This window comes from Bradyrhizobium sp. GCM10028915, from assembly GCF_042666195.1.
In the GTDB taxonomy this organism is placed as follows: Bacteria; Pseudomonadota; Alphaproteobacteria; order Rhizobiales; family Xanthobacteraceae; genus Bradyrhizobium; species Bradyrhizobium canariense_D.
Window position 1 is genome coordinate 886,445 of record NZ_JBHTFN010000044.1, and the last position, 18,045, is coordinate 904,489.

The 18,045-nt window shown below is 64.3% G+C and carries 18 protein-coding genes; 5 read left to right on the forward strand and 13 right to left on the reverse strand.

The features are described from left to right. Positions 1-21 precede the first annotated feature (21 nt). The gene (locus tag ACFQX9_RS24405) at positions 22-792 is read left to right on the forward strand and encodes a LamB/YcsF family protein (protein WP_018457913.1); all 771 of its coding nucleotides are present in this window, start codon (positions 22-24) and stop codon (positions 790-792) included. Here ACFQX9_RS24405 and ACFQX9_RS24410 read toward each other — a convergent pair whose 3' ends face one another. The 5 genes from ACFQX9_RS24410 to ACFQX9_RS24430 all read right to left on the reverse strand — a co-directional run bounded on the left by ACFQX9_RS24410 (position 793) and on the right by ACFQX9_RS24430 (position 6,613). Then, a complete protein-coding gene (locus tag ACFQX9_RS24410) occupies positions 793-945 on the reverse strand; it encodes a hypothetical protein (RefSeq protein WP_007590908.1) in 153 nt (50 codons plus the stop codon). A gap of 200 nt (positions 946-1,145) precedes the next feature. Further along, positions 1,146-2,753: a sulfite reductase subunit alpha gene (locus ACFQX9_RS24415; RefSeq protein ID WP_018457914.1), complete on the reverse strand. Its 1,608-nt coding sequence runs from the start codon at positions 2,751-2,753 to the stop codon at positions 1,146-1,148. Next, positions 2,750-4,531, reverse strand: coding sequence for a NirA family protein (locus ACFQX9_RS24420; RefSeq protein WP_018457915.1), 1,782 nt, complete (start codon positions 4,529-4,531; stop codon positions 2,750-2,752). The genes ACFQX9_RS24415 and ACFQX9_RS24420 overlap by 4 nt, the downstream gene beginning before the upstream one ends. Positions 4,532-4,862: 331 nt before the next feature. After that, the gene (locus ACFQX9_RS24425; protein ID WP_085353090.1) at positions 4,863-6,026 is read right to left on the reverse strand and encodes a CmpA/NrtA family ABC transporter substrate-binding protein; all 1,164 of its coding nucleotides are present in this window, start codon (positions 6,024-6,026) and stop codon (positions 4,863-4,865) included. Further along, positions 6,023-6,613 (reverse strand): ANTAR domain-containing response regulator, encoded by a 591-nt coding sequence (locus ACFQX9_RS24430; protein WP_007590901.1) that lies wholly within the window; start codon positions 6,611-6,613, stop codon positions 6,023-6,025. The genes ACFQX9_RS24425 and ACFQX9_RS24430 overlap by 4 nt, the downstream gene beginning before the upstream one ends. A 111-nt stretch (positions 6,614-6,724) precedes the next feature. Between ACFQX9_RS24430 and rimO the strand changes: the two genes are divergently transcribed. Next, a complete protein-coding gene (gene rimO, locus ACFQX9_RS24435; RefSeq protein ID WP_018457917.1) occupies positions 6,725-8,050 on the forward strand; it encodes a 30S ribosomal protein S12 methylthiotransferase RimO in 1,326 nt (441 codons plus the stop codon). Positions 8,051-8,140: 90 nt separating this feature from the next. Here rimO and ACFQX9_RS24440 read toward each other — a convergent pair whose 3' ends face one another. From ACFQX9_RS24440 to ACFQX9_RS24450, 3 genes are all read right to left on the reverse strand, one after another. Then, positions 8,141-8,560 (reverse strand): carboxymuconolactone decarboxylase family protein, encoded by a 420-nt coding sequence (locus ACFQX9_RS24440; RefSeq protein ID WP_026233462.1) that lies wholly within the window; start codon positions 8,558-8,560, stop codon positions 8,141-8,143. Next, complete coding sequence (locus ACFQX9_RS24445; RefSeq protein WP_018457919.1) at positions 8,493-8,924, reverse strand: MerR family transcriptional regulator; 432 nt, start codon at positions 8,922-8,924, stop codon at positions 8,493-8,495. Before ACFQX9_RS24445 ends, ACFQX9_RS24440 begins: the two co-directional genes overlap by 68 nt. Positions 8,925-9,049: 125 nt before the next feature. Beyond that, positions 9,050-9,997 carry a hypothetical protein gene (locus tag ACFQX9_RS24450; protein ID WP_018457920.1) on the reverse strand — a complete coding sequence of 316 codons (948 nt, stop codon included), beginning with the start codon at positions 9,995-9,997 and terminating at the stop codon, positions 9,050-9,052. A 403-nt stretch (positions 9,998-10,400) separates the two neighbouring features. On the opposite strand from ACFQX9_RS24450, the gene ACFQX9_RS24455 reads away from it, so the two are divergent. Further along, a complete protein-coding gene (locus ACFQX9_RS24455) occupies positions 10,401-11,597 on the forward strand; it encodes an acetylornithine transaminase (RefSeq protein ID WP_377790912.1) in 1,197 nt (398 codons plus the stop codon). A gap of 120 nt (positions 11,598-11,717) precedes the next feature. Here ACFQX9_RS24455 and ACFQX9_RS24460 read toward each other — a convergent pair whose 3' ends face one another. The 3 genes from ACFQX9_RS24460 to pcsA all read right to left on the reverse strand — a co-directional run bounded on the left by ACFQX9_RS24460 (position 11,718) and on the right by pcsA (position 14,266). Further along, positions 11,718-12,692: a quinone oxidoreductase gene (locus ACFQX9_RS24460; RefSeq protein ID WP_018457922.1), complete on the reverse strand. Its 975-nt coding sequence runs from the start codon at positions 12,690-12,692 to the stop codon at positions 11,718-11,720. Positions 12,693-12,767: 75 nt separating this feature from the next. After that, positions 12,768-13,502 carry a TerC family protein gene (locus ACFQX9_RS24465; protein WP_018457923.1) on the reverse strand — a complete coding sequence of 245 codons (735 nt, stop codon included), beginning with the start codon at positions 13,500-13,502 and terminating at the stop codon, positions 12,768-12,770. Continuing rightward, positions 13,499-14,266 (reverse strand): phosphatidylcholine synthase, encoded by a 768-nt coding sequence (gene pcsA / locus ACFQX9_RS24470; RefSeq protein ID WP_085353096.1) that lies wholly within the window; start codon positions 14,264-14,266, stop codon positions 13,499-13,501. The genes ACFQX9_RS24465 and pcsA overlap by 4 nt, the downstream gene beginning before the upstream one ends. A gap of 87 nt (positions 14,267-14,353) precedes the next feature. Between pcsA and ACFQX9_RS24475 the strand changes: the two genes are divergently transcribed. Then, positions 14,354-15,538 (forward strand): UbiH/UbiF family hydroxylase, encoded by a 1,185-nt coding sequence (locus tag ACFQX9_RS24475; protein ID WP_018457925.1) that lies wholly within the window; start codon positions 14,354-14,356, stop codon positions 15,536-15,538. A gap of 7 nt (positions 15,539-15,545) precedes the next feature. Here ACFQX9_RS24475 and ACFQX9_RS24480 read toward each other — a convergent pair whose 3' ends face one another. Further along, positions 15,546-16,499 (reverse strand): AEC family transporter, encoded by a 954-nt coding sequence (locus ACFQX9_RS24480; protein WP_204511255.1) that lies wholly within the window; start codon positions 16,497-16,499, stop codon positions 15,546-15,548. A 106-nt stretch (positions 16,500-16,605) separates the two neighbouring features. Here ACFQX9_RS24480 and hspQ point away from each other — a divergent pair, with 106 nt between their 5' ends. Beyond that, positions 16,606-16,935, forward strand: a complete 330-nt coding sequence (gene hspQ / locus ACFQX9_RS24485) for a heat shock protein HspQ (RefSeq protein ID WP_018457927.1) — start codon at positions 16,606-16,608, stop codon at positions 16,933-16,935. A 77-nt stretch (positions 16,936-17,012) separates the two neighbouring features. On the opposite strand, the gene ACFQX9_RS24490 is transcribed toward hspQ, so the two are convergent. Next, a complete protein-coding gene (locus tag ACFQX9_RS24490) occupies positions 17,013-17,837 on the reverse strand; it encodes an invasion associated locus B family protein (RefSeq protein ID WP_018457928.1) in 825 nt (274 codons plus the stop codon). Between the last annotated feature and the right edge of the window lie 208 nt (positions 17,838-18,045).

Genomic DNA, 18,045 nt, shown 5'->3' on the forward strand with positions numbered 1-18,045 from the left:
ACCAGAGACGGAGAGCAACCCATGAAGACGATCGATCTGAATTGCGATCTCGGCGAAGGTTTTGGCGCTTGGGAGATGGGCAATGATGCCGCCATGATCGAGCTGGCGAGCTCGGTCAACGTCGCCTGCGGCTTCCACGCGGGCGACCCCGACATCATGCGCCGAACGGTCGAGCTGGCGAAGGCGCGCGGCGTCTCGGTCGGCGCGCATCCTGGCTATCGCGACCTGCACGGCTTCGGCCGCCATCCGATCGCGGGCCTGAAGGCCTCCGAGATCGAGAACCTCGTCGCCTACCAGATCGGCGCGCTGCAGGCGATCGCGACCGCGGCCGGCCACAAGGTAACGCATGTGAAGGCGCATGGCGCGCTCTCCAACGTCGCCTGCGAGGACGACATGACGGCGAAGGCGATCGCCGCCGGCATCAAGGCGGTCGACCCGAGCCTGATTTTCGTCGTGCTCGCCAATTCCAAGCTGGTGAAGGCCGGCGAAGCCGCCAATCTGCCGATGGTGCACGAGGTGTTCGCCGACCGCGCCTATGAGGACGACGGCAATCTCGTCTCGCGCAAGAAGCCCGGTGCAGTGCTGCATGACGCCAAGGCCATCGCCGACCGCGTGGTGCGCATGGTGCAGGACGGCGCGGTGGTCTCGGTCACCGGCAAGGTCATCAAGATGCGCACCGACACGGTCTGCATCCACGGCGATACGCCGGGCGCCGTCGACATCGCGCGCGGTCTGCGGCAGGCTTTGAAGGATGCAGGGATCGAGGTCGCGCCGTTCAAGCGCGGAGCGTGATCAGAACGGGTGTACCGACAGCGTGCCGAACACGATCGCGGCGATGACGGCGAAGGCGCTGTACATTGCGGCATGATGCACGCTCGCACCGGTCCGCCGCGAGAGCGAGCGCGCGTAGAAGTGCAGCCTGGCTTCCGCCGATAGTTCGCGCATGGTCGATCTCCAACGCCCCATTCGGACGATTATGAAGGATCAACCGGGGTGGCGGGCAAGAGACCGGCGGAAATAGCGATGCGGGTTCTCTGAAAACCCCGCATCGCAGGAGCAAATTCTCCTCGCCCGCCACTTCCGAGAATCTTATTCGCTCAAATCCGAGCCAGTTGGAACCGGCTCGGATGACCGTGGGATGACATCTAGTAGACGTCAGCCTGGAAGCGGCCCGTCTTCTTGAGTTCTGCGACAAAACTGACGGCTTCGTCGGTCGAACGCGCCCCGAATTGGGCGACGATATCGACCAGTGCACGCTCGACGTCCTTGGCCATGCGTTTGGCATCGCCGCAGATGTAGAAATGCGCCCCCTCGGCGAGCCACGTCCACACCTCGCGGCCGACCTCGCGCATGCGGTCCTGCACATAGAACTTCTTCTCGCCGTCGCGCGACCAGGCCAGCGACATACGCGTGAGCAGGCCCGAGGTCTTCATCGCGTTGAGCTCCTCCTGGTAGAAGAAGTCGCAATCGCTGCGCTGATGGCCGAAGAACAGCCAGTTCTTGCCAGGCGCACCGGTCGCCTTGCGGTCGAACAGGAAGGCGCGGAACGGCGCAATGCCGGTGCCGGGGCCGATCATGATGATCGGCGTCTTCGGATCCTGCGGCAGGCCGAAATTGTGCGCCTTCTGCACATAGACCTTGAGCTTCTCGCCCTCAGCGATGCGCTCGCCGAGGAAGGTCGAGGCAACGCCGATGCGCTTGCGTTTGCCGATCACGTAGCGCACGGAATCGACCGTCAGCGACAGCTTTCCAGGCGTCGCATTGTGCGAGGACGAGATCGAATAGAGCCGCGGCTGCAGCGGCTCGAGCGCCTCCACGAAGGCTTCGGGATGCGGCCGCGTGCCCGAGAACTTCTGCAGCGCCGCCATGACGTCGAGCGTTGCGGCATCGCCATCGGGATCCTCGCCCTGTGCCAGCGCCCGCGCCTTCTCGCGCTGCGCGCCGCCGGTGATGAAGGAGAGCAGTTCGAATAGCGTGTCGGGCGCCGGCGACAACGAGACGTCGTCGATCAGCACCTCGCGCAGCGTCTTGCCGTTGACCTTCGTGGTGTGGGAGGCACCGAGCAACGCGATGACCTGGTCGACGAGGCCGAGCTCGTTCCGCGCGAACACGCCAAAACTGTCACCGACGACGTAGTCGAGTTTGCTCTCGGAGAGATCGAACTCGACGTGATAGGTTTCCTTCTCGGACTTTCCCTTGTTGAGAAGACGGCGCGACAGGAAGGTCGCCGCAACGGGGTTGTCCCGCGAGCGGCCGGGCTCGGCGATCGTCACGGTCACGGCGGGGGCCGCCACCGCGTCTTGCTTGTCAGCCGGCTTTGCCGCCGGCGCCTTGTCCAGCTCTTCGTGCAACGACTTCAGCATCCGTGCGGTTTCCTTGCCACCGGGGACGCAGAGGTTGAGGCGCGCTTCACTGCGGCTCGCGATCGCCTCCGAATAGTCGTGGCAATTGTAGCCGCACTGCCCGCAATCCTGCTGCGCCATCGCCGCCATCATCTTGCGCCGCACGGGACGGCCTTCGGCGAGCTTCATCCGATCGGCGATCGGCATGGTCTGGTCGTGCCACGGCGCTTCACCGTCGTCACCGTCACCAGCCTGCATGACCGCGGCGCCCTGCTCCGCCGACAGCGGCGTGGCCGCCTCAGGCGACAGCAGCCCGGCAAAGAAGCCGTTCAGCCAGGAGCGTTGCGCGTCGGAGAACGGGGCGCTCGTGGGAATAATGTCGAGTTTGGGTGGAGGGCTGATCTGGTTCATGAGGACACCTCGGCATCGGCAAGCTTGCGCAGCGTCTCGCCGTCGTGGCGGCGCGCAAAGGACAGGAAGGTTTCGTCAGGAGACGAGCGATGGGCGATATAGGCCTTGAGCAGCCCTTCGACCGTCTTCGGCGCGTCCTCGGCCTTGAGGTCGTGATAGACCTCCTGACCGACGTCGGCGTCAGGACCGAACCCGCCGCCGGTGAAGAGATGATAGCCCTCCACCGTGTCCTCCTCGTTGACAGGCACGCGCGCCCCGATCAGACCGATGTCGCTGATGTAGTGCTGGGCACAGGAATGGTGGCAGCCGGTGACGTGGATGTTGACCGGCTTGTCCATCTCGACGCGCGGCTCGCACCATTCGCCGATCTCGGCGGCGTGACGCTTGGTGTTGGAGGCGGCAAAGCGGCAACCGGCATTGCCGGTGCAGGCGATCAGGCCGGCGCGGATGTGCGAGGCCTCGGCCGCGAGCCCGATCTGCTTGATCGCCGCAACGGCAAGCTCGACATTCTCGTCACGCACCCCTGATATCAGCAGGTTCTGCCAGACGGTCAGACGGATCTCGCCGTCACCGAGGTCCAGCGCCACCTTGGCGAGACCCCGCATCTGATCGCAGCTGATCTTGCCGAGCGTCAGCGACACGCCGATCCAGTTCAAGCCGTCCTGCTTCTGCTTGTGCACGCCGATATGCGCCATGCGATCCGCGGCCGGCCGCGGCGCAAACGCCTCTTCCGTGACGCGCGTGAACGGCGTCTTCAGCCGCTCTTCGACCAGCTTGAGAAAGCCGTCATGGCCCATGGCGTCGAGCACGTATTTCAACCGCGCCTTGTTGCGGTTGGTGCGGTCGCCGTGCTCGATGAAGACGCGCACGATGGCGTCGGCAACGGCGGTAGCGTCTTCAGGCTTGACGACGATGCCGGAATATTTCGCAAAGTCCTTGTGGCCGGTGATGCCGCCGAGGCCGAGGCGGAACCAGATCCCGGGTTCGACGCCGAACCCATCCTTCACCTCATACGCCGTGAAGGCGATGTCGTTGGTCTCCTCGAGCACCGCGATCTTGCCGGCGCCGTCGAAGGCGACGTTGAACTTGCGCGGCAAGCCATACAACGAGCGATCGTTCAGGATGTGATAATGCCACTCACGCGCATAAGGCCGCGTGTCGATCAGCTCCTGCGGATCGATTCCCGCCGTCGGCGTTCCCGTCACGTTGCGGATGTTGTCGGCGCCGGAGCCGCGCGAGCACAGCCCGAGATCCTGTATGCCCTCGATCAGCTTCACGGCGTTCTTCGGCGGGATCTCGCGAAGCTGGAGATTGGCACGCGTCGTGACGTGGCTGTAGGGCCCGCAGGTTTCATCGGCGAGGTCGGCAAGGCCGGACAGTTGCCAGTGCTTCATGATGCCGTTCGGAATGCGCAGACGGCACATGTAGGAGTCCTGCGTCGGCGCGACGTAGAAGATGCCGTAATAGCGCCAGCGGAAATTGTCCGCCGGGCTTGGCGGCGTATTATCGAGCGCCTGCTGGCGGAGACGCGGATAGGCATCGAAGGGATGCTCGTCGCGCTTGACCTTCTCCTGGTCGGCGAGCTTCTTGCCCGCGGCGATCACCTTGTCCTGCGCCTTGATGTGCACGGCATCGGGACCGGTCGGCTCGGCGTTCGCCTTGCCGGCGCCGCCGCCGAGACCGCGACCGACGCGACTGATCTGCAGACCGGTCGTGAAGCCTTCAAGGTAGCGTTTCTGGTCGTCGGTAAAGTCGACTGAGACGGTGTCGAGTTTCATGGTCAGTAACGAAGCTCCTGCGGCCACCTGGGTGGTATCGACGGAAAGTGCACGACCCGCGAGGAGCTCGGCTGGCTCGAGAGCCGGCTGCGCACCCAGCGGTCCGAACAGCTTCGTTGCTGGGGACTGGCGCAGCAGGCATCTGTGACAGGCTGGCCGCACTGCAACATTCAAGTTGCGTGCCAGCTTCGATGAAATGAAAATGTGTGAGATATCAGGTAATTAAGAGCGCGCCGGGGAACTCTGGGCTCCGGAACTCTTATGAAATTCGAGCAGTCGGCCTAAAATTTAGACTCGGATCTCCAGCGCTCAAAAACGATGCAGACCCGAATCACACCTTCCAGCGGCCCACCTCGAAGGCCTCGAGATGCCCCCGAATATTGGCGGGATCGAAGGCGGGGCCGGCGAATGCGCCGAATGCCGCGGGGGCTTGGGCGGGTGGCCGGCGCCCGAGGGCGCCGTCGTAGAGATCGGGCCTGAACACGGCCATCGCCGTCTTGACGCCGTCGGGCGTCAGCGTCGTCTGCCCCCAGCGCACCATCTGCGCATAGAGCCAGGCGGCCTGGACCGGATCGGGGCGCCCTGCTTCCTCGCGTCCCACCAGGAGGTAGCTGCCGCTCTCGCGAAAGGTGCCGTCCGGCGAAATCTTGAGGCGCCCCGTGAGGGTGCGCTGGATGACTTCGGCATCGACGCCGATCCGCTCCGGCTGCGCCAGGATCTGCGCCGCTTCGGTCCGGTTTTCGGGATGCTCGATGAACTCGGCGGCTTTCACCGCCGCGCGCACCAGTCTGGCTACCACGTCGGGATTCTTGTCGGCCCAGACCTGGCGGAGCGCCAGCACCTTCTCCGCCGCATGGGCCAGGATGTCGGAGACGAAATGCAGGATGTAGCCGATCCCGAGATCGACCGCGATCGAATTCCAGGGCGCACCGACGCAGAACGCATCGACATGCCCATTGGCAAGACTGTCGACCATATAGGGCGGCGGCAGCACGACCAGCCGCACGTCCTCGTCGGGATCGACGCCGGCCGCCGCCATCCAGAACCGCAATTGATAATTGTGGGTCGAGAACGGGAAGGTCATGCCGAAGGTCAACGGATCGGCCCCAGCCTTGCGCCGCTTGGTGACCACGCGCGCCAACGCTTTTGCCGTGGCGAGCGGATCGAAGCGGTCGCCGTCGATCTCCTCCATCAGCGCGGTATGAAGCGCCGGCGAGACCGTGATCGCGTTGCCGTTGATGCCGAGATTGAAGGGCGCCGCGATCGGCACCTTGACGTGGCCGAGCCCGAGCGAGGACGCAATCGCGACGGGAGCGAGCAGATGCGCGGCGTCGAACAAGCCGATATTGAGCTTGTCGCGGACGTTGGACCAGGAGACCTCGCGGACCAGTTCGACCTGGAGCCCTTCAGCCGCGGCAAATCCCTTGTCGACGGCAACGATCAGCGCTGCGGCATCGACCAGCGGAATGAACCCGATGCGGAGGGGAGCGGTCATTTCAGCATCTCCGACGCGGTGATGATCGACTGGGCGATCTCGCCGATTTTCTTCTTCTCGCGCATCGCAGTGGAGCGCAGCAGCACATAGGCCTCGTCCTCGGTGAGGCCTTTCACCTTCATCAGGATGCCCTTGGCCTTCTCGATGACCTTGCGATCCTCGAGCTGCGACTTGGTACGCTCCAGTTCCTCCTGGAGTTTTGCGAAGGCATTGAAGCGCGACACGCAGAGGTCGAGGATCGGCTTGATGCGCTCCTTCCTCAGCCCGTCGACGATATAGGCGGAGACCCCCGCCTCGACCGAGGCCTGGATCGAGGATGAATCGCTCTGGTCGACGAACATCGCGATCGGCCGCTTCACGGCGCGGCTGACCTGGAACATCGCTTCCAGCACGTCGCGGCTGGGGTTTTCCAGATCGATCAGGATGATGTCGGGATCGACCGCATAAATACGGGCGAGCAGGCTCTGCATCTCGCGGATATGGACGATCTGCGTAAATCCGGCCTCCCGCAACCCTTCTTCGAGGATCGCAGCCCGGATCGGGCTTTCGTCGACGATCACGATTTTGGGCGACTGTTCGGCGCTCATTGCTCACTCACCACCAGTGATTCATCCATAGCATGCCCGCGAGCCATGCAAAGGGTTGTAATTATGGGCAATTGGGACTAGCTCAACCCTGTCAATCAGGCAGATTTGGATATGGATCAGACGGCTGCGCCGAAGGTCAGCTTCGTGTCGCTCGGGTGCCCCAAGGCTTTGGTGGATTCCGAGCGCATCATCACGCGTCTGCGCGCCGAGGGCTACGAGCTCGCCCGCAAGCATGACGGGGCCGACATCGTCATCGTCAACACCTGCGGCTTCCTCGACAGCGCCAAGCAGGAATCGCTCTCGGCGATCGGCGAGGCCATGGCCGAGAACGGCAAGGTGATCGTGACCGGTTGCATGGGGGCGGAACCCGAGCAGATCGAGCAGGCCTATCCCGGCGTGCTCTCCATCACCGGCCCGCAGCAATATGAGAGCGTGCTGGACGCCGTCCATCGCGCGCTGCCGCCCGCCCACAATCCGCATCTCGATCTGGTGCCGCCGCAAGGCATCAAGCTGACGCCGCGGCACTACGCCTATCTGAAAATCTCCGAGGGCTGCAACAACCGCTGCACCTTCTGCATCATCCCGAAGCTGCGCGGCGACCTGGTCTCGCGACCGGCCAACGACGTGCTGCGCGAGGCCGAGCGCCTGGTCGACGCCGGCGTGAAAGAGCTGCTGGTGATCTCGCAGGACACTTCGGCCTATGGCGTCGATCTGAAATACGCCGAGAGCCCGTGGAAGGATCGCCAGGTCCGCGCCAAATTCATCGACCTCGCGCGCGAGCTCGGCGAGCTCGGCGCCTGGGTCCGGCTGCAATATGTCTACCCCTACCCGCATGTCGACGAGGTCATCGCGCTGATGAACGAGGGCAAGGTGCTGCCCTATCTCGACATCCCGTTCCAGCATGCGAGCCCCGAAGTACTGAAGGCCATGAAGCGCCCGGCGGCGCAGGACAAGACGCTGGCGCGCATCAAGCGCTGGCGCGAGCAATGTCCTGATCTCGCTTTGCGCTCGACCTTCATCGTCGGCTTCCCCGGCGAGACCGATGCGGACTTTGCCTATCTCCTCGACTGGCTGGACGAAGCCGAGATCGATCGGCTCGGCTGCTTCAAGTACGAGCCGGTCGCCGGCGCCACGGCGAATGCGATCGAGAACCCCGTGCCGGAAGAGATCAAGCAGGAGCGCTACAATGCACTGATGGCGCGCCAGCAGAAAATCTCTGCGCGCAGGCTGAAGCGCAAGGTCGGCACGCGCCAGCAGATCATCATCGACGAGGTCGGCCCGACCGTCGCAAGGGGCCGCTCCAAGGCTGATGCGCCCGAGATCGACGGCGCCGTCTACCTGTCGAGCCGCCGCCCCTTGCGCGTCGGCGAGATCGTCACCGCCAAGATCGAGCGCGCGGACCAGTACGACCTCCACGGCAGCGTCGCGGGATTCTGAGATTCCGGTCGCGGCACGCCGGCAAGACCGGCGCGCCTTAGGCATTTTCCACCAGCCGGCGTTCAGGCTGGGCGTGCCCGAACTACGAGGTCATGTCGCTTCTCCCGACGCCTGCTGTTCGTCGCGTGCGGCGAACACTTCCTTGGCTGCGAACAGCCCGTTCAGCGCCGCCGGGAAGCCCGCATAGACGGCCATCTGCATCATGATCTCCACGATCTCGTCGCGAGACAGGCCGACGTTCAGACCCGCCTCGAGATGCACTTTGAGCTGAGGCGCGGCATTTCCGAGCGCCGTCAGCGCGGCGATCGTGGCGATCTCTCGATCGCGCAGGCCGAGGTCCGGGCGGCAGTAAATGTCGCCGAACGGAAACTCGATCACGTATCGTGCGAAATCCGGAGCTATGTCGGCGAGTGAGGCGACGACCTTTTCGCCGGCACTGCCGTCAATACGTGACAGGGCCCGCTGACCGCGATCGAAGCGGCTTTCGTCTTGTGTTTGGGCGTGCGTCATTTTCCTTCGTCCTCTGTTCGTCGCTGGCATAGCCGGCGATCTTGGTATCAAGGACGAGCAGGCATTCCTGGAGTTCGGCAATCTGCGTGCGTACCTGTTCCCGGTGGACTTCCAGAATCTGCCGCCGGCTTGTGCCGGTAGCGTCGCCTTCATCCCGAAGCGCCGCGTAACGCAACATGTCCCGGATCGGCATTCCCGTGGTCTTGAGCCGCCCAAGGAATGCGATCCATGTGAGGATCGATGCGTCAAAGTCGCGCTGGCCGGAGCGATCCCGGTCGGCGTATGGAAGCAGCCCGATGCGCTCATAATAGCGCAGCGTGTGCGTCGACAGGCCGGTCCGTTTTGCGAGGTCGCCGATCTTCATGTGTGCCCGTTCTCGTACTGACGCACGTACAGATACCCCTTCGAGCGCGCTCTAAGTCAAGGGGGATCGAAGGTGCAAAGATTTCGGCGCGCCGGCTGGGCGGCAGCGTCGCGGCACTCCGAGCTTCAAGATTCCGCCAGCCATTTCGGCACCCAGCGCTCCGGGCGCGGGGCGCGGGCAAGATCGGCTTGCGCCTCCGACAGCTTCGCGGGCTCGCCCTCGATGGTCGGGCGCACATCATATTCGAAGTTCGGCATGACGCGGCCGTCGGCATAGAGACCGAATTTCATGGCGTACCACAGCCCGAGCTCGGGCTGTGCGCGGCGCATCTCCTCACGCAGATCGCGCAGCAGGGATTCGATCGAGGCGGCTTCCTCGAACGGCTGCGGCCCGCGCGACAGGACGCGCGCCTCGTACTGCTTGCCGACGATCGCGACCTCGAAATGCGTCTTGTCCCAGGCGTTCTTGCCCTTGGGGAGATGCGCGGTCAGGCGCCAGCCGAGCTCGGCCATCAGGCGATGATTGGCCCAATAGTCTTCGCGCTCCCGGCTCCATCTTTCCATGAAGCCGCGAAAGTCGGGCAGCTCCGAGGGATGGTTATCGGCCGCCGCCGTCTCCCCGGTCGGCCGTCCTGTCAGCCACTGCGCGAGTTCGACCGTCTGGCATTCGACCTCGTCATGTGGCTTCAGATCGCTCCAAGCGTTGTCGAATTGCTGTGATGTCAGTTTTGCCAGCAGACCATCGAGGCTCGGCGCCAGCAGCTCGTGATCGCCCTCGGACCCAAGCCCCACGATCGGCGGATTGTCGCGGTCGAGACCCGCGCCATACCAGCCGCCAACAGCCGAGCCATCCGACAGCCGCATGAACAGCGAAAACCGGTCGCGCAAGGGACTGCCGTCAACAATAGGCGCCTGATCGGAAAACTGGCCCTGCAGCGAGAAGCAGCCGACGCTGCCCCAGGGCCGTCCCTTCAGCCAGCCGGCAAAGTCCAGCAACAGCGGCGGCGCCTCGATGCCCGGCGGAAACGCGCCGCGAATGCTGTCGAGGTCGATCGAATAAGGCGTGTCGGACAAGGCTTAAAACTATCTGGTTGGTCCCGCCCCTCTTGGTCCGAACCGTCATCCGTTCGGTTCGAGCCAATTCGCGTTCGCTGATCACAAACGCGCTAGAGACGTAATGGTTTCCAGCCGCCCATCTCTCTCCTGCCCCATGCACGCTGGGCGTGTGGTCTGCAAGGCGGCGCTTGACAAGCCCGGCCATTCGCGTGTATTGCCGCGCCCCATGATCAACGCTCGGACCCATCAGCGCACCGAAATGCTCCGCCGTCGCTTCCGCGACGATGAGAGGGTGCGCCATGTCCGACGACGCCGCTGAAGCACTGAATTCAGCGTAGGTTTTCGAGAAGGCCGTACCCGCAAGGTGCGGCCTTTTTGCTTTTCGCGCCCCCTTTTCCACCCGCCTCCAGAGGAGTTCGACATGACCACCGCCACCCATCCGTATGACGCGTTGATGGACATCGCCGCTCGGCCCAAGGCCGTGTTCGTCCGCGGCGCCGGCTCCTACCTCTGGGATGACAGCCGCAAGCGCTATCTCGATTTCGTACAGGGCTGGGCGGTCAACTGCCTCGGCCACTCCCCGCCCGCGATCGCCAACGCGCTTGCGGCGCAGGCCAAGCGGCTGCTGACGCCAAGCCCCGCCTTCTACAACGAGCCAAGCCTGAAGCTCGCGCAGGCGCTGGTTGCAAACAGCGCGTTCGACCAGGTGTTCTTTGCCAATTCCGGCGCGGAAGCCAACGAGGGCGCGATCAAGCTCGCGCGCAAATATGGCAGCCTGCATCGAGGTGGCGCGTTCGAGATCATCAGCTTCGAAGGCGGCTTTCACGGCCGCACCTTGGCGACGATGTCGGCCTCGGGCAAGAAGGCCTTTGAGCCGCTGTTCGAGCCAAAGGTCGCCGGCTTCAAGAAGGCGAAGCTCAACGACATCGCCTCGGTCGAAAAGCTGATCAACGACAACTCCGTCGCCGTGATGATCGAGCCGATCCAGGGGGAATCAGGCGTATGGCCGGCGACCGATCAGTTCTTGCAGGAGTTGCGCGCCCTCACCGACGCGCACGGCCTCCTCCTGATCTTCGACGAGATCCAGACCGGGATGGGCCGGACCGGCAAGCTCTTCCACTACGAGCACACCGGCATCGCGCCCGACATCATGACGCTCGGCAAGGGCATCGGCGGCGGCGTGCCGCTCGCGGCGCTGCTCGCGACCGAACGCGCGGCCTGCTTCGAGCACGGCGACCAGGGCGGCACGTTCAACGGCAACCCGATCATGTGCGCGGCGGGGCTTGCGGTGCTCGACCAGGTCAGCAAGCCGGAGTTCCTGAAGACGGCGACCGAAACCGGGCTGCTGCTCGAAAGCGAGCTGCAGAAGGTCTCGGCGCGGCATGGGCTCGGGGAAGTGCGAGGTCGCGGGCTCCTGCTTGCGCTCGACCTCAAGCTGCCGATCGCGCCCGGCATCGTCGCGCAGGCGTTCGAGGCCGGCGTCCTCCTCAACGCGCCGCAGGTCGACACGTTGCGCTTCATGCCGGCGCTGAACGTCACGCGGGCCGAGATCGCCGAGATGATCGATTGTCTCGACGGTATCTTGACCGGAGCCGGCGCGGCACGGCGAGTGGCGTAGACGGCTCGCTCTCTCTCCGTCATGGCCGGCTTGTCCCGGCCATGTACGCCTTGAGGCGCGGCACGAACAACGTGGATGCCCGGGACAAGCCCGGGCATGACGACTTCGGCAAGACGTTCTCTACGGCTTCAAGATCGACGCGCCCGTGGTCTTGCGACTCTCGAGATCGATATGCGCCTTGGCGGCGTCTTTGAGCGCGTAGGCATGGTTGATCGGCACGTGCAGCTTGCCGTTAATGACGGCGGCGAACAGCGTGTCAGCGCCTTCCAGCAACTCCTTGCGCGTTCCGATATAGTCGTTGAGCTTGGGCCGGGTCGCAAACAGCGAGCCGTGGGTGTTGAGCTCGGCGATCGAGAACGGCGGCACCGGGCCTGAGGCATTGCCGAAGGAGACGAACATCCCGCGCGGCTTCAGGCAGGACAGCGAGCCTGGGAACGTCGCCTTGCCGACACCGTCATAAACCACGTCGCAGCCCTCGTTGCGGCTGATCTGTTTGACGCGCGCAACGAAGTCTTCCTCGTTGTAGAGGATCACATGGTCGCAGCCATTGGCCTCGGCAAGCGCAGCCTTCTCGCGCGAGCCGACGGTGCCGATGACGTGGGCACCCATTGCCCTCGCCCATTGGCAGGCAAGCAGGCCGATGCCGCCGGCCGCGGCGTGGATCAGCACGCGATGATGCGGCTCGACCTTGAAGGTCTTGTGCAGGAGATACCACACCGTCAGCCCCTTCAGCATCAGCACGGCGCCCTGCTCGTGGGTGATGTGGTCGGGCAGCTTGACCAGCCGCTCCCAGGGGATGTTGCGCTCGCCGGTATAGGCGCCGAGATTGTGGTAGTAGGCGACGCGGTCGCCGGGATGGAAATTCGTCACGCCCGGCCCGACCGCGACGACCTCGCCCGAGGCTTCGTTGCCGGCGATGAAGGGCAGCCCCGGCGCCTTGTAGAGGCCGGTGCGGTAATAGACGTCGATGAAGTTCAGGCCGACGGCATGCTGGACGATGCGCACCTCGCCGGGCCCGGGCGCCGGAACATCGACGCTCTCATAGACCAGGGCTTCGGGGCCTCCGACCTTGTGCACACGGACGGCTTTGGTCATCACCTGACCTCCTTTTCTCGCGGGCCAGCGAAAGACATCGCGCCCGCCTTGTCAACTCGACGCGGGCTGGAACGCCTAGACCGACGGCTTGCCGGTCTTCCTGCGGTTGCGTTTCGCTAGCACGTTGAAAAACTCGACCGCTGCCGAGAACGCAATCGCGAAATAGATGTAGCCGCGCGGGATGTGGAATTGGAATCCGTCCGCAACCAGCGCGACGCCGATCAGCACCAGGAAGGCCAGAGCCAGCATTTTCGTGGTCGGATGCTCCGCGACGAACCGCGACACCGGTCCGGCCGAAATGTACATGATGAGACAGGCGATCACGACGGCCGCGATCATGATTTCGAGGTCCTGCGCCATGCCGATCGCCGTGATGATCGAGTCCAGCGAGAACACGATGTCGATGATCACGATCTGGACGATGACCCAGAAGAAAGCGTTACGAGGTGACTTCTCGCCGCCCTCGCCGTCATCGGCTTCGACCTCGCCATGAATCTCGTGCGTCGCCTTCGCAATCAGGAACAGACCGCCGCCGATCAGGATGAGGTCGCGCCAGGAGAAGCCGTAACCGGAAAACGAAAACACCGGCGCGGTCAGGCCGATCAGCCAGACCAGGAGGCTGAGCAGGATGATGCGGAAGATCAGCGCCAGCGCGAGCCCGATCTGGCGGGCGCGGTGCGCCTGCTTCTCGGGAATGCGCGAGACGATCACCGACAGGAAGATGACGTTGTCGATGCCGAGCACGATCTCGAGCGCGGTCAAGGTGAGGAGCGCGGCCCAGGCTTCGGGGCTGGTCAACAGGTGCATCATGCGAAGGATCTTGTCAGCCGTATCAATGCGTCGCTGAAGCTGATCCAGAGCGCGATCGCGCAGAGCGCGACAGTCACACCGGTGCCGACGCGAAAGTCCATCTGCAGCGTGTAGAAGGAGAGCAGAGCCCAGATGGCGATCAGCGACATCGTCAGCCAGCGCAGCCGCACGACGCGCACCGGATGCAGCACGTGGAACGGCACGAAGGTCAGCACCACCAGGGCCGCTACCAGCAGCGTCGAGAGCAGCGGCGGCCAGTGCAGCAGAAACAGATAGAACGCCGCCGCATTCCACAGCGCCGGAAAACCGCGGAAATGATTGTCGTCCGCTTTCATGCGCAGATCGGCGAAATATAATGCGCTGGTGACGATGATGGCGACGCCGAGCAGGGGAGCTGCGACCGGCAGCAGCAAGCCGCTGGCCACGATCGCATAGGCCGGCACGAAGACGTAAGTGACGAAATCGACCACGAGGTCGAGCACGTCGCCCGACCAGTTCGGCTGCACGTCCTTGACGTTGAGCCGGCGCGCGATCGGCCCATCGATCGCGTCGATGATGAGGGCGACGCCCAGCCATTGAAACATCGCCGCCCAGTGCTCACGCACGGCCTCAAGCATCGCCAGCAGCGCGATCGCCGCACCGAACGCGGTGAAGATGTGCACCGAGAAGGCAGCGGCGCGGATCGCGGGCCTGGGCTTCAGGGAATCCTCTTGGCTGTCCATGACTTCTGCTATCAGAATGACACCGGTTTGCACATAAGCCATTGCGGCGCCTGGTCGCACAATTCGTCATAAAATCAGGGAAATATGAGTGGGCTTGAATTTGCCGCGGGGCATGTCCAATGTCGTTCCATGACAGATGCATCGACACTCTTTGACGCGGCCGTGATCGGCGGCGGACCGGCGGGACTGAGCGCCGCCATCGCATTGGCGCAGGCGGGCGCACGGACCGCGCTGGTGGCGCGTCGCATGCCTTATGCCGACAATCGAACCACGGCGCTACTCGGTGCCTCCGTCGATCTGCTGGAGAGCCTCGACGTCTGGCCGCGCTGCAAGGACAAGGCGGCCGCGCTCGAAATCATGCGGCTCGTCGACGACACCGGCCGGCTGTTTCGTGCGCCGGAGGTCCGGTTCTCCTGCCACGAAATCGGCCTCGATGCCTTCGGCTACAACATCGACAACCGCTCGCTGATGCTGGCGCTGGAAGCGCGCGCGGCCGAACTGCCCGATGTCGTCCGTTTCGACGACGAGGCCGAAACTGTCGTCATCGAAGCCGATGACGTTGCGATCCGCACGGCCGCTGCGCAATTTCTCTCGGCCCGCCTCGTGGTCGGGGCCGACGGCCGGCATTCGCTGTGCCGCGAAGCCTCCGGCATCGCGGTGACGCGGCGCGAGCTGACCCAGACGGCACTGACTTTCAACGTCGGGCACGCGCGGCCCCACCGCAACGTCTCGACCGAGTTCCACACCCCGCATGGTCCTTGCGTGTTCGTGCCCCTGCCCGGCGATCGTTCCAGCGTCGTCTGGGTCTCGGCGCCTGCGGACGCCGAGCGGCTTCGCGGCCTGAGCGATGAGGAATTGTCCGCCGCGATCGAGAAGCAGTCGCATTCGATCCTCGGGCGCATGACGGTGGAGCCGGGCCGCCATCTGTTCCCGCTGGCGATCGAACGTCCCAAATCCTTCGGCGGCGACCGCATTGCGCTGGTCGGCGAAGCCGCCCATGTGGTTCCCCCGATCGGCGCCCAGGGTCTCAATCTCGGCCTCCGCGATGCCGCCGACATTGCGAGGCTTGCAGGCGAGGCCATCGCATCAGGCCAAGATCCCGGCGCAGCAGACGTGCTCAAGCGTTATGACCGGGCGCGGCGTCCGGACATCCTGAGCCGGACCTTTGCGATCGACATCGCCAACCGCTCGCTGCTCAACGATTTCCTGCCACTCCAGCCCGTCCGCGCGGTCGGCATGCACCTGCTCGGCGCGATCGGCCCGCTCCGGCGTTTTGCGATGCGCGAGGGGCTCACGCCGACTTGGCGGAAGTAACCGCCGCTCAAGGAAACGCCAGCCGGCCAGTCTGGATCGCCCACATCACGCTGGTCAGCGTGACCACGGACGCAAACGTCCCGAGCAGCACCGCGACGGAGGCAGACTCGATCCAGGCGTCGTTCTGCCGGGCGATGACGAACACGTTTAGCGCCGGCGGCAGCGAGGCCATCAGCACGGCGGTCGCGGCCCAGGGCTGCGCAAACGGGCCGAGCGCCAGCATCAGGCCGAAAGCTGCAAGCGGATGGATCAGGAGCTTGATCGCGATCACGCCCGGCACTTCCCACGGGACCCGATCGAACGGGCGGAGCGCCACGGTCACGCCGAGCACGAACAGCGCGGTCGGAGCGGCTGCGTTCTGGAGGAAGGTGATGGTGCGATCGAGTGCGACGGGCATCTCGATATGCAGCGATGCGAAGGCCGCGCCAAAGCAGGCCGACATGATCAGCGGGTTGAGCACGATCTGCTTCAGCACGACGCCGAAGGCATGCACGATCGAGGGATGATCGCGGTCGGAGAGCTCGATCAGCAACGGCACGATCGTGAACAGGAAGATGCTGTCGCAGCAGAAGATCAGGGCAGTCGGCGCGGAGGCCTTCGGCCCGAGCACGGCGAGCGCCAGCCCCGGTCCCATGTAGCCGATATTGCCGTAGCCGCCGGAGAGCCCGGCGAGCGTCGCCTCGCGCAGCGTCAGCCCGCCCAAAACCTTGCCGACGACCAGCGCGAGTGTGAACGCCGCAACGGTCGACAGGGTGGTCGCGACCAGGAACGGCGGGTTGTTCAATTCCGAAAACGGCGTCTTCGACATGATCGCAAACAGCAGCGCCGGCAGCGACACATAGAGCAGGAAGAAGTTCATCCAGGCGAGGCCCGATTCCGGCAGGGATTTGACCTTGCCACAGGCGAATCCAACGAAGATCAAGCCGAAATATGGTAGAGCCAGATTGAGGATATCGACCATTGATGAAGTGTTTTCTGAAGATTGGGGGCCTATCTGCCCCGCAACCGCGGGTTAATTCCAGATCAGGGCACTAGCATCGGCCACAATCCTGGTCTATCGACGGGGAATGATTAAAGCGCGGACCGCCAAATTCCAGATCGGACAGGTCGTGCGCCACCGGATCTTCTCGTTCCGGGGCGTGATCTTCGACATCGATCCGGAATTCAACAACACCGAAGAGTGGTGGCTGTCGATCCCCGAGGAGGTGCGGCCCCACAAGGACCAGCCGTTCTATCACCTGCTCGCGGAGAACTCGGAGTCGGAATACGTCGCCTATGTCTCCGAGCAGAATCTCGTGCCGGACGATTCCGGCGAGCCGGTCCGGCATTCCCAGGTCGCCGAGATCTTCGTCAAAGACAAGACCGGCTATCGCCCGCGCAATCCTTCGCTGAACTGAGTTTCGAAGCCATCAACTGGCCAGCAAAAAAGGCGCTCGAACCGAGCGCCTTTTTCATGTGCGGGATTGATCCCTGATTACTTCTGTCCGGCCGGAGCGGCGCCAGGCGCTTGCTGCTGCTTCTTCTGCAGCTCTTCAGCCTTCTTCTGGAGCTCTTCCTGCAGCTTCCTCTGGGTTTCCTCGAACACCTTCGGATCGGTCGGCGGGCCGTCATAGGCCTTCTGGAATTCGCCGGCGAGCGGCAGCGGCAGCGTCAGCGGTGCGCCGTTGGCATTGATCGCCTGAACAACGAGGTTCTGGCCCTTCTTCATGTTGTTGATGAACTCGGGCGTGGCTTCGTAGTCGGACATGCAGCCGTTCTGGAAGCAGATCACATACGGGCTCTGCAACGGCGGATTGTTGTCCACGATGATGCGGGTGCCGTGCACCAACTGCATGCCGAGCGGCAGCGTCACGCGCAGGATCTTTTTCGGCTCGCCTTCTGGCTCGATGATGACGGCCGCGATGACCGGCTGGCCCGACTCGATACGGCCGTCCTTGCCGGTGAAGCAGACCTGCTTGGCATTGGCGTCCTGGCCCTTGAGGCAGAACTTGGTCCAGGGGGCGTAGATCAGCTGGATTTGCTGATCGGCCGGCTGGGCCGCGCCCTGCTGCGCTGGAGCGCCCTGCGCCGGAGCGCCCTGGGCGGGTGCCGGCTGGGCCGGTGCCTGAGCGGCCGGCGCCGGAGCCTTGGGGGCAGCCTTCGGAGCGGCCTTCGGGGTCGCCTTGGGCGCGGGCGTGCCCGGAGCTGGCGCGGGAGCCTGGGCCTCGGCGGCAAACGGGACGGCCAACGCCGTCGCCGTCAACAAGGCGAGAAGTCGCCCGCGCGGCCGGACGGACGCGGCCAAGTAACGGAAATTCATTGCGGAAAACCCTTTCTGAACGGGAAGTGCCCGAACCGCTTCGACGCACCGAGCCTGGCCGCGTTGGGCGCGGCTCTCTCCCCGTCAAATGAGGCAGATAAGTGACGGGCTCGGCGCTCTTGCGCGATTGCGTGCCTTCTTAACGTGGCCGACGAAAAGATCAATGCCGACAAGCGCCTTTGACCGCGCGTCGGCGTGCGCCCCCGGG

What these genes read in the sequence shown, in the direction of transcription:
- ACFQX9_RS24405 (WP_018457913.1), top strand. Translation starts at nt 22, where the DNA reads ATGAAGACGATCGATCTGAATTGCGATCTCGGCGAAGGTTTTGGCGCT.
- ACFQX9_RS24410 (WP_007590908.1), bottom strand. Translation starts at nt 945, where the DNA reads ATGCGCGAACTATCGGCGGAAGCCAGGCTGCACTTCTACGCGCGCTCG.
- ACFQX9_RS24415 (WP_018457914.1), bottom strand. Translation starts at nt 2,753, where the DNA reads ATGAACCAGATCAGCCCTCCACCCAAACTCGACATTATTCCCACGAGC.
- ACFQX9_RS24420 (WP_018457915.1), bottom strand. Translation starts at nt 4,531, where the DNA reads ATGAAACTCGACACCGTCTCAGTCGACTTTACCGACGACCAGAAACGC.
- ACFQX9_RS24425 (WP_085353090.1), bottom strand. Translation starts at nt 6,026, where the DNA reads ATGACCGCTCCCCTCCGCATCGGGTTCATTCCGCTGGTCGATGCCGCA.
- ACFQX9_RS24430 (WP_007590901.1), bottom strand. Translation starts at nt 6,613, where the DNA reads ATGAGCGCCGAACAGTCGCCCAAAATCGTGATCGTCGACGAAAGCCCG.
- rimO (WP_018457917.1), top strand. Translation starts at nt 6,725, where the DNA reads ATGGATCAGACGGCTGCGCCGAAGGTCAGCTTCGTGTCGCTCGGGTGC.
- ACFQX9_RS24440 (WP_026233462.1), bottom strand. Translation starts at nt 8,560, where the DNA reads ATGACGCACGCCCAAACACAAGACGAAAGCCGCTTCGATCGCGGTCAG.
- ACFQX9_RS24445 (WP_018457919.1), bottom strand. Translation starts at nt 8,924, where the DNA reads ATGAAGATCGGCGACCTCGCAAAACGGACCGGCCTGTCGACGCACACG.
- ACFQX9_RS24455 (WP_377790912.1), top strand. Translation starts at nt 10,401, where the DNA reads ATGACCACCGCCACCCATCCGTATGACGCGTTGATGGACATCGCCGCT.
- ACFQX9_RS24460 (WP_018457922.1), bottom strand. Translation starts at nt 12,692, where the DNA reads ATGACCAAAGCCGTCCGTGTGCACAAGGTCGGAGGCCCCGAAGCCCTG.
- ACFQX9_RS24465 (WP_018457923.1), bottom strand. Translation starts at nt 13,502, where the DNA reads ATGATGCACCTGTTGACCAGCCCCGAAGCCTGGGCCGCGCTCCTCACC.
- pcsA (WP_085353096.1), bottom strand. Translation starts at nt 14,266, where the DNA reads ATGGCTTATGTGCAAACCGGTGTCATTCTGATAGCAGAAGTCATGGAC.
- ACFQX9_RS24475 (WP_018457925.1), top strand. Translation starts at nt 14,354, where the DNA reads ATGACAGATGCATCGACACTCTTTGACGCGGCCGTGATCGGCGGCGGA.
- ACFQX9_RS24480 (WP_204511255.1), bottom strand. Translation starts at nt 16,499, where the DNA reads ATGGTCGATATCCTCAATCTGGCTCTACCATATTTCGGCTTGATCTTC.
- hspQ (WP_018457927.1), top strand. Translation starts at nt 16,606, where the DNA reads ATGATTAAAGCGCGGACCGCCAAATTCCAGATCGGACAGGTCGTGCGC.
- ACFQX9_RS24490 (WP_018457928.1), bottom strand. Translation starts at nt 17,837, where the DNA reads ATGAATTTCCGTTACTTGGCCGCGTCCGTCCGGCCGCGCGGGCGACTT.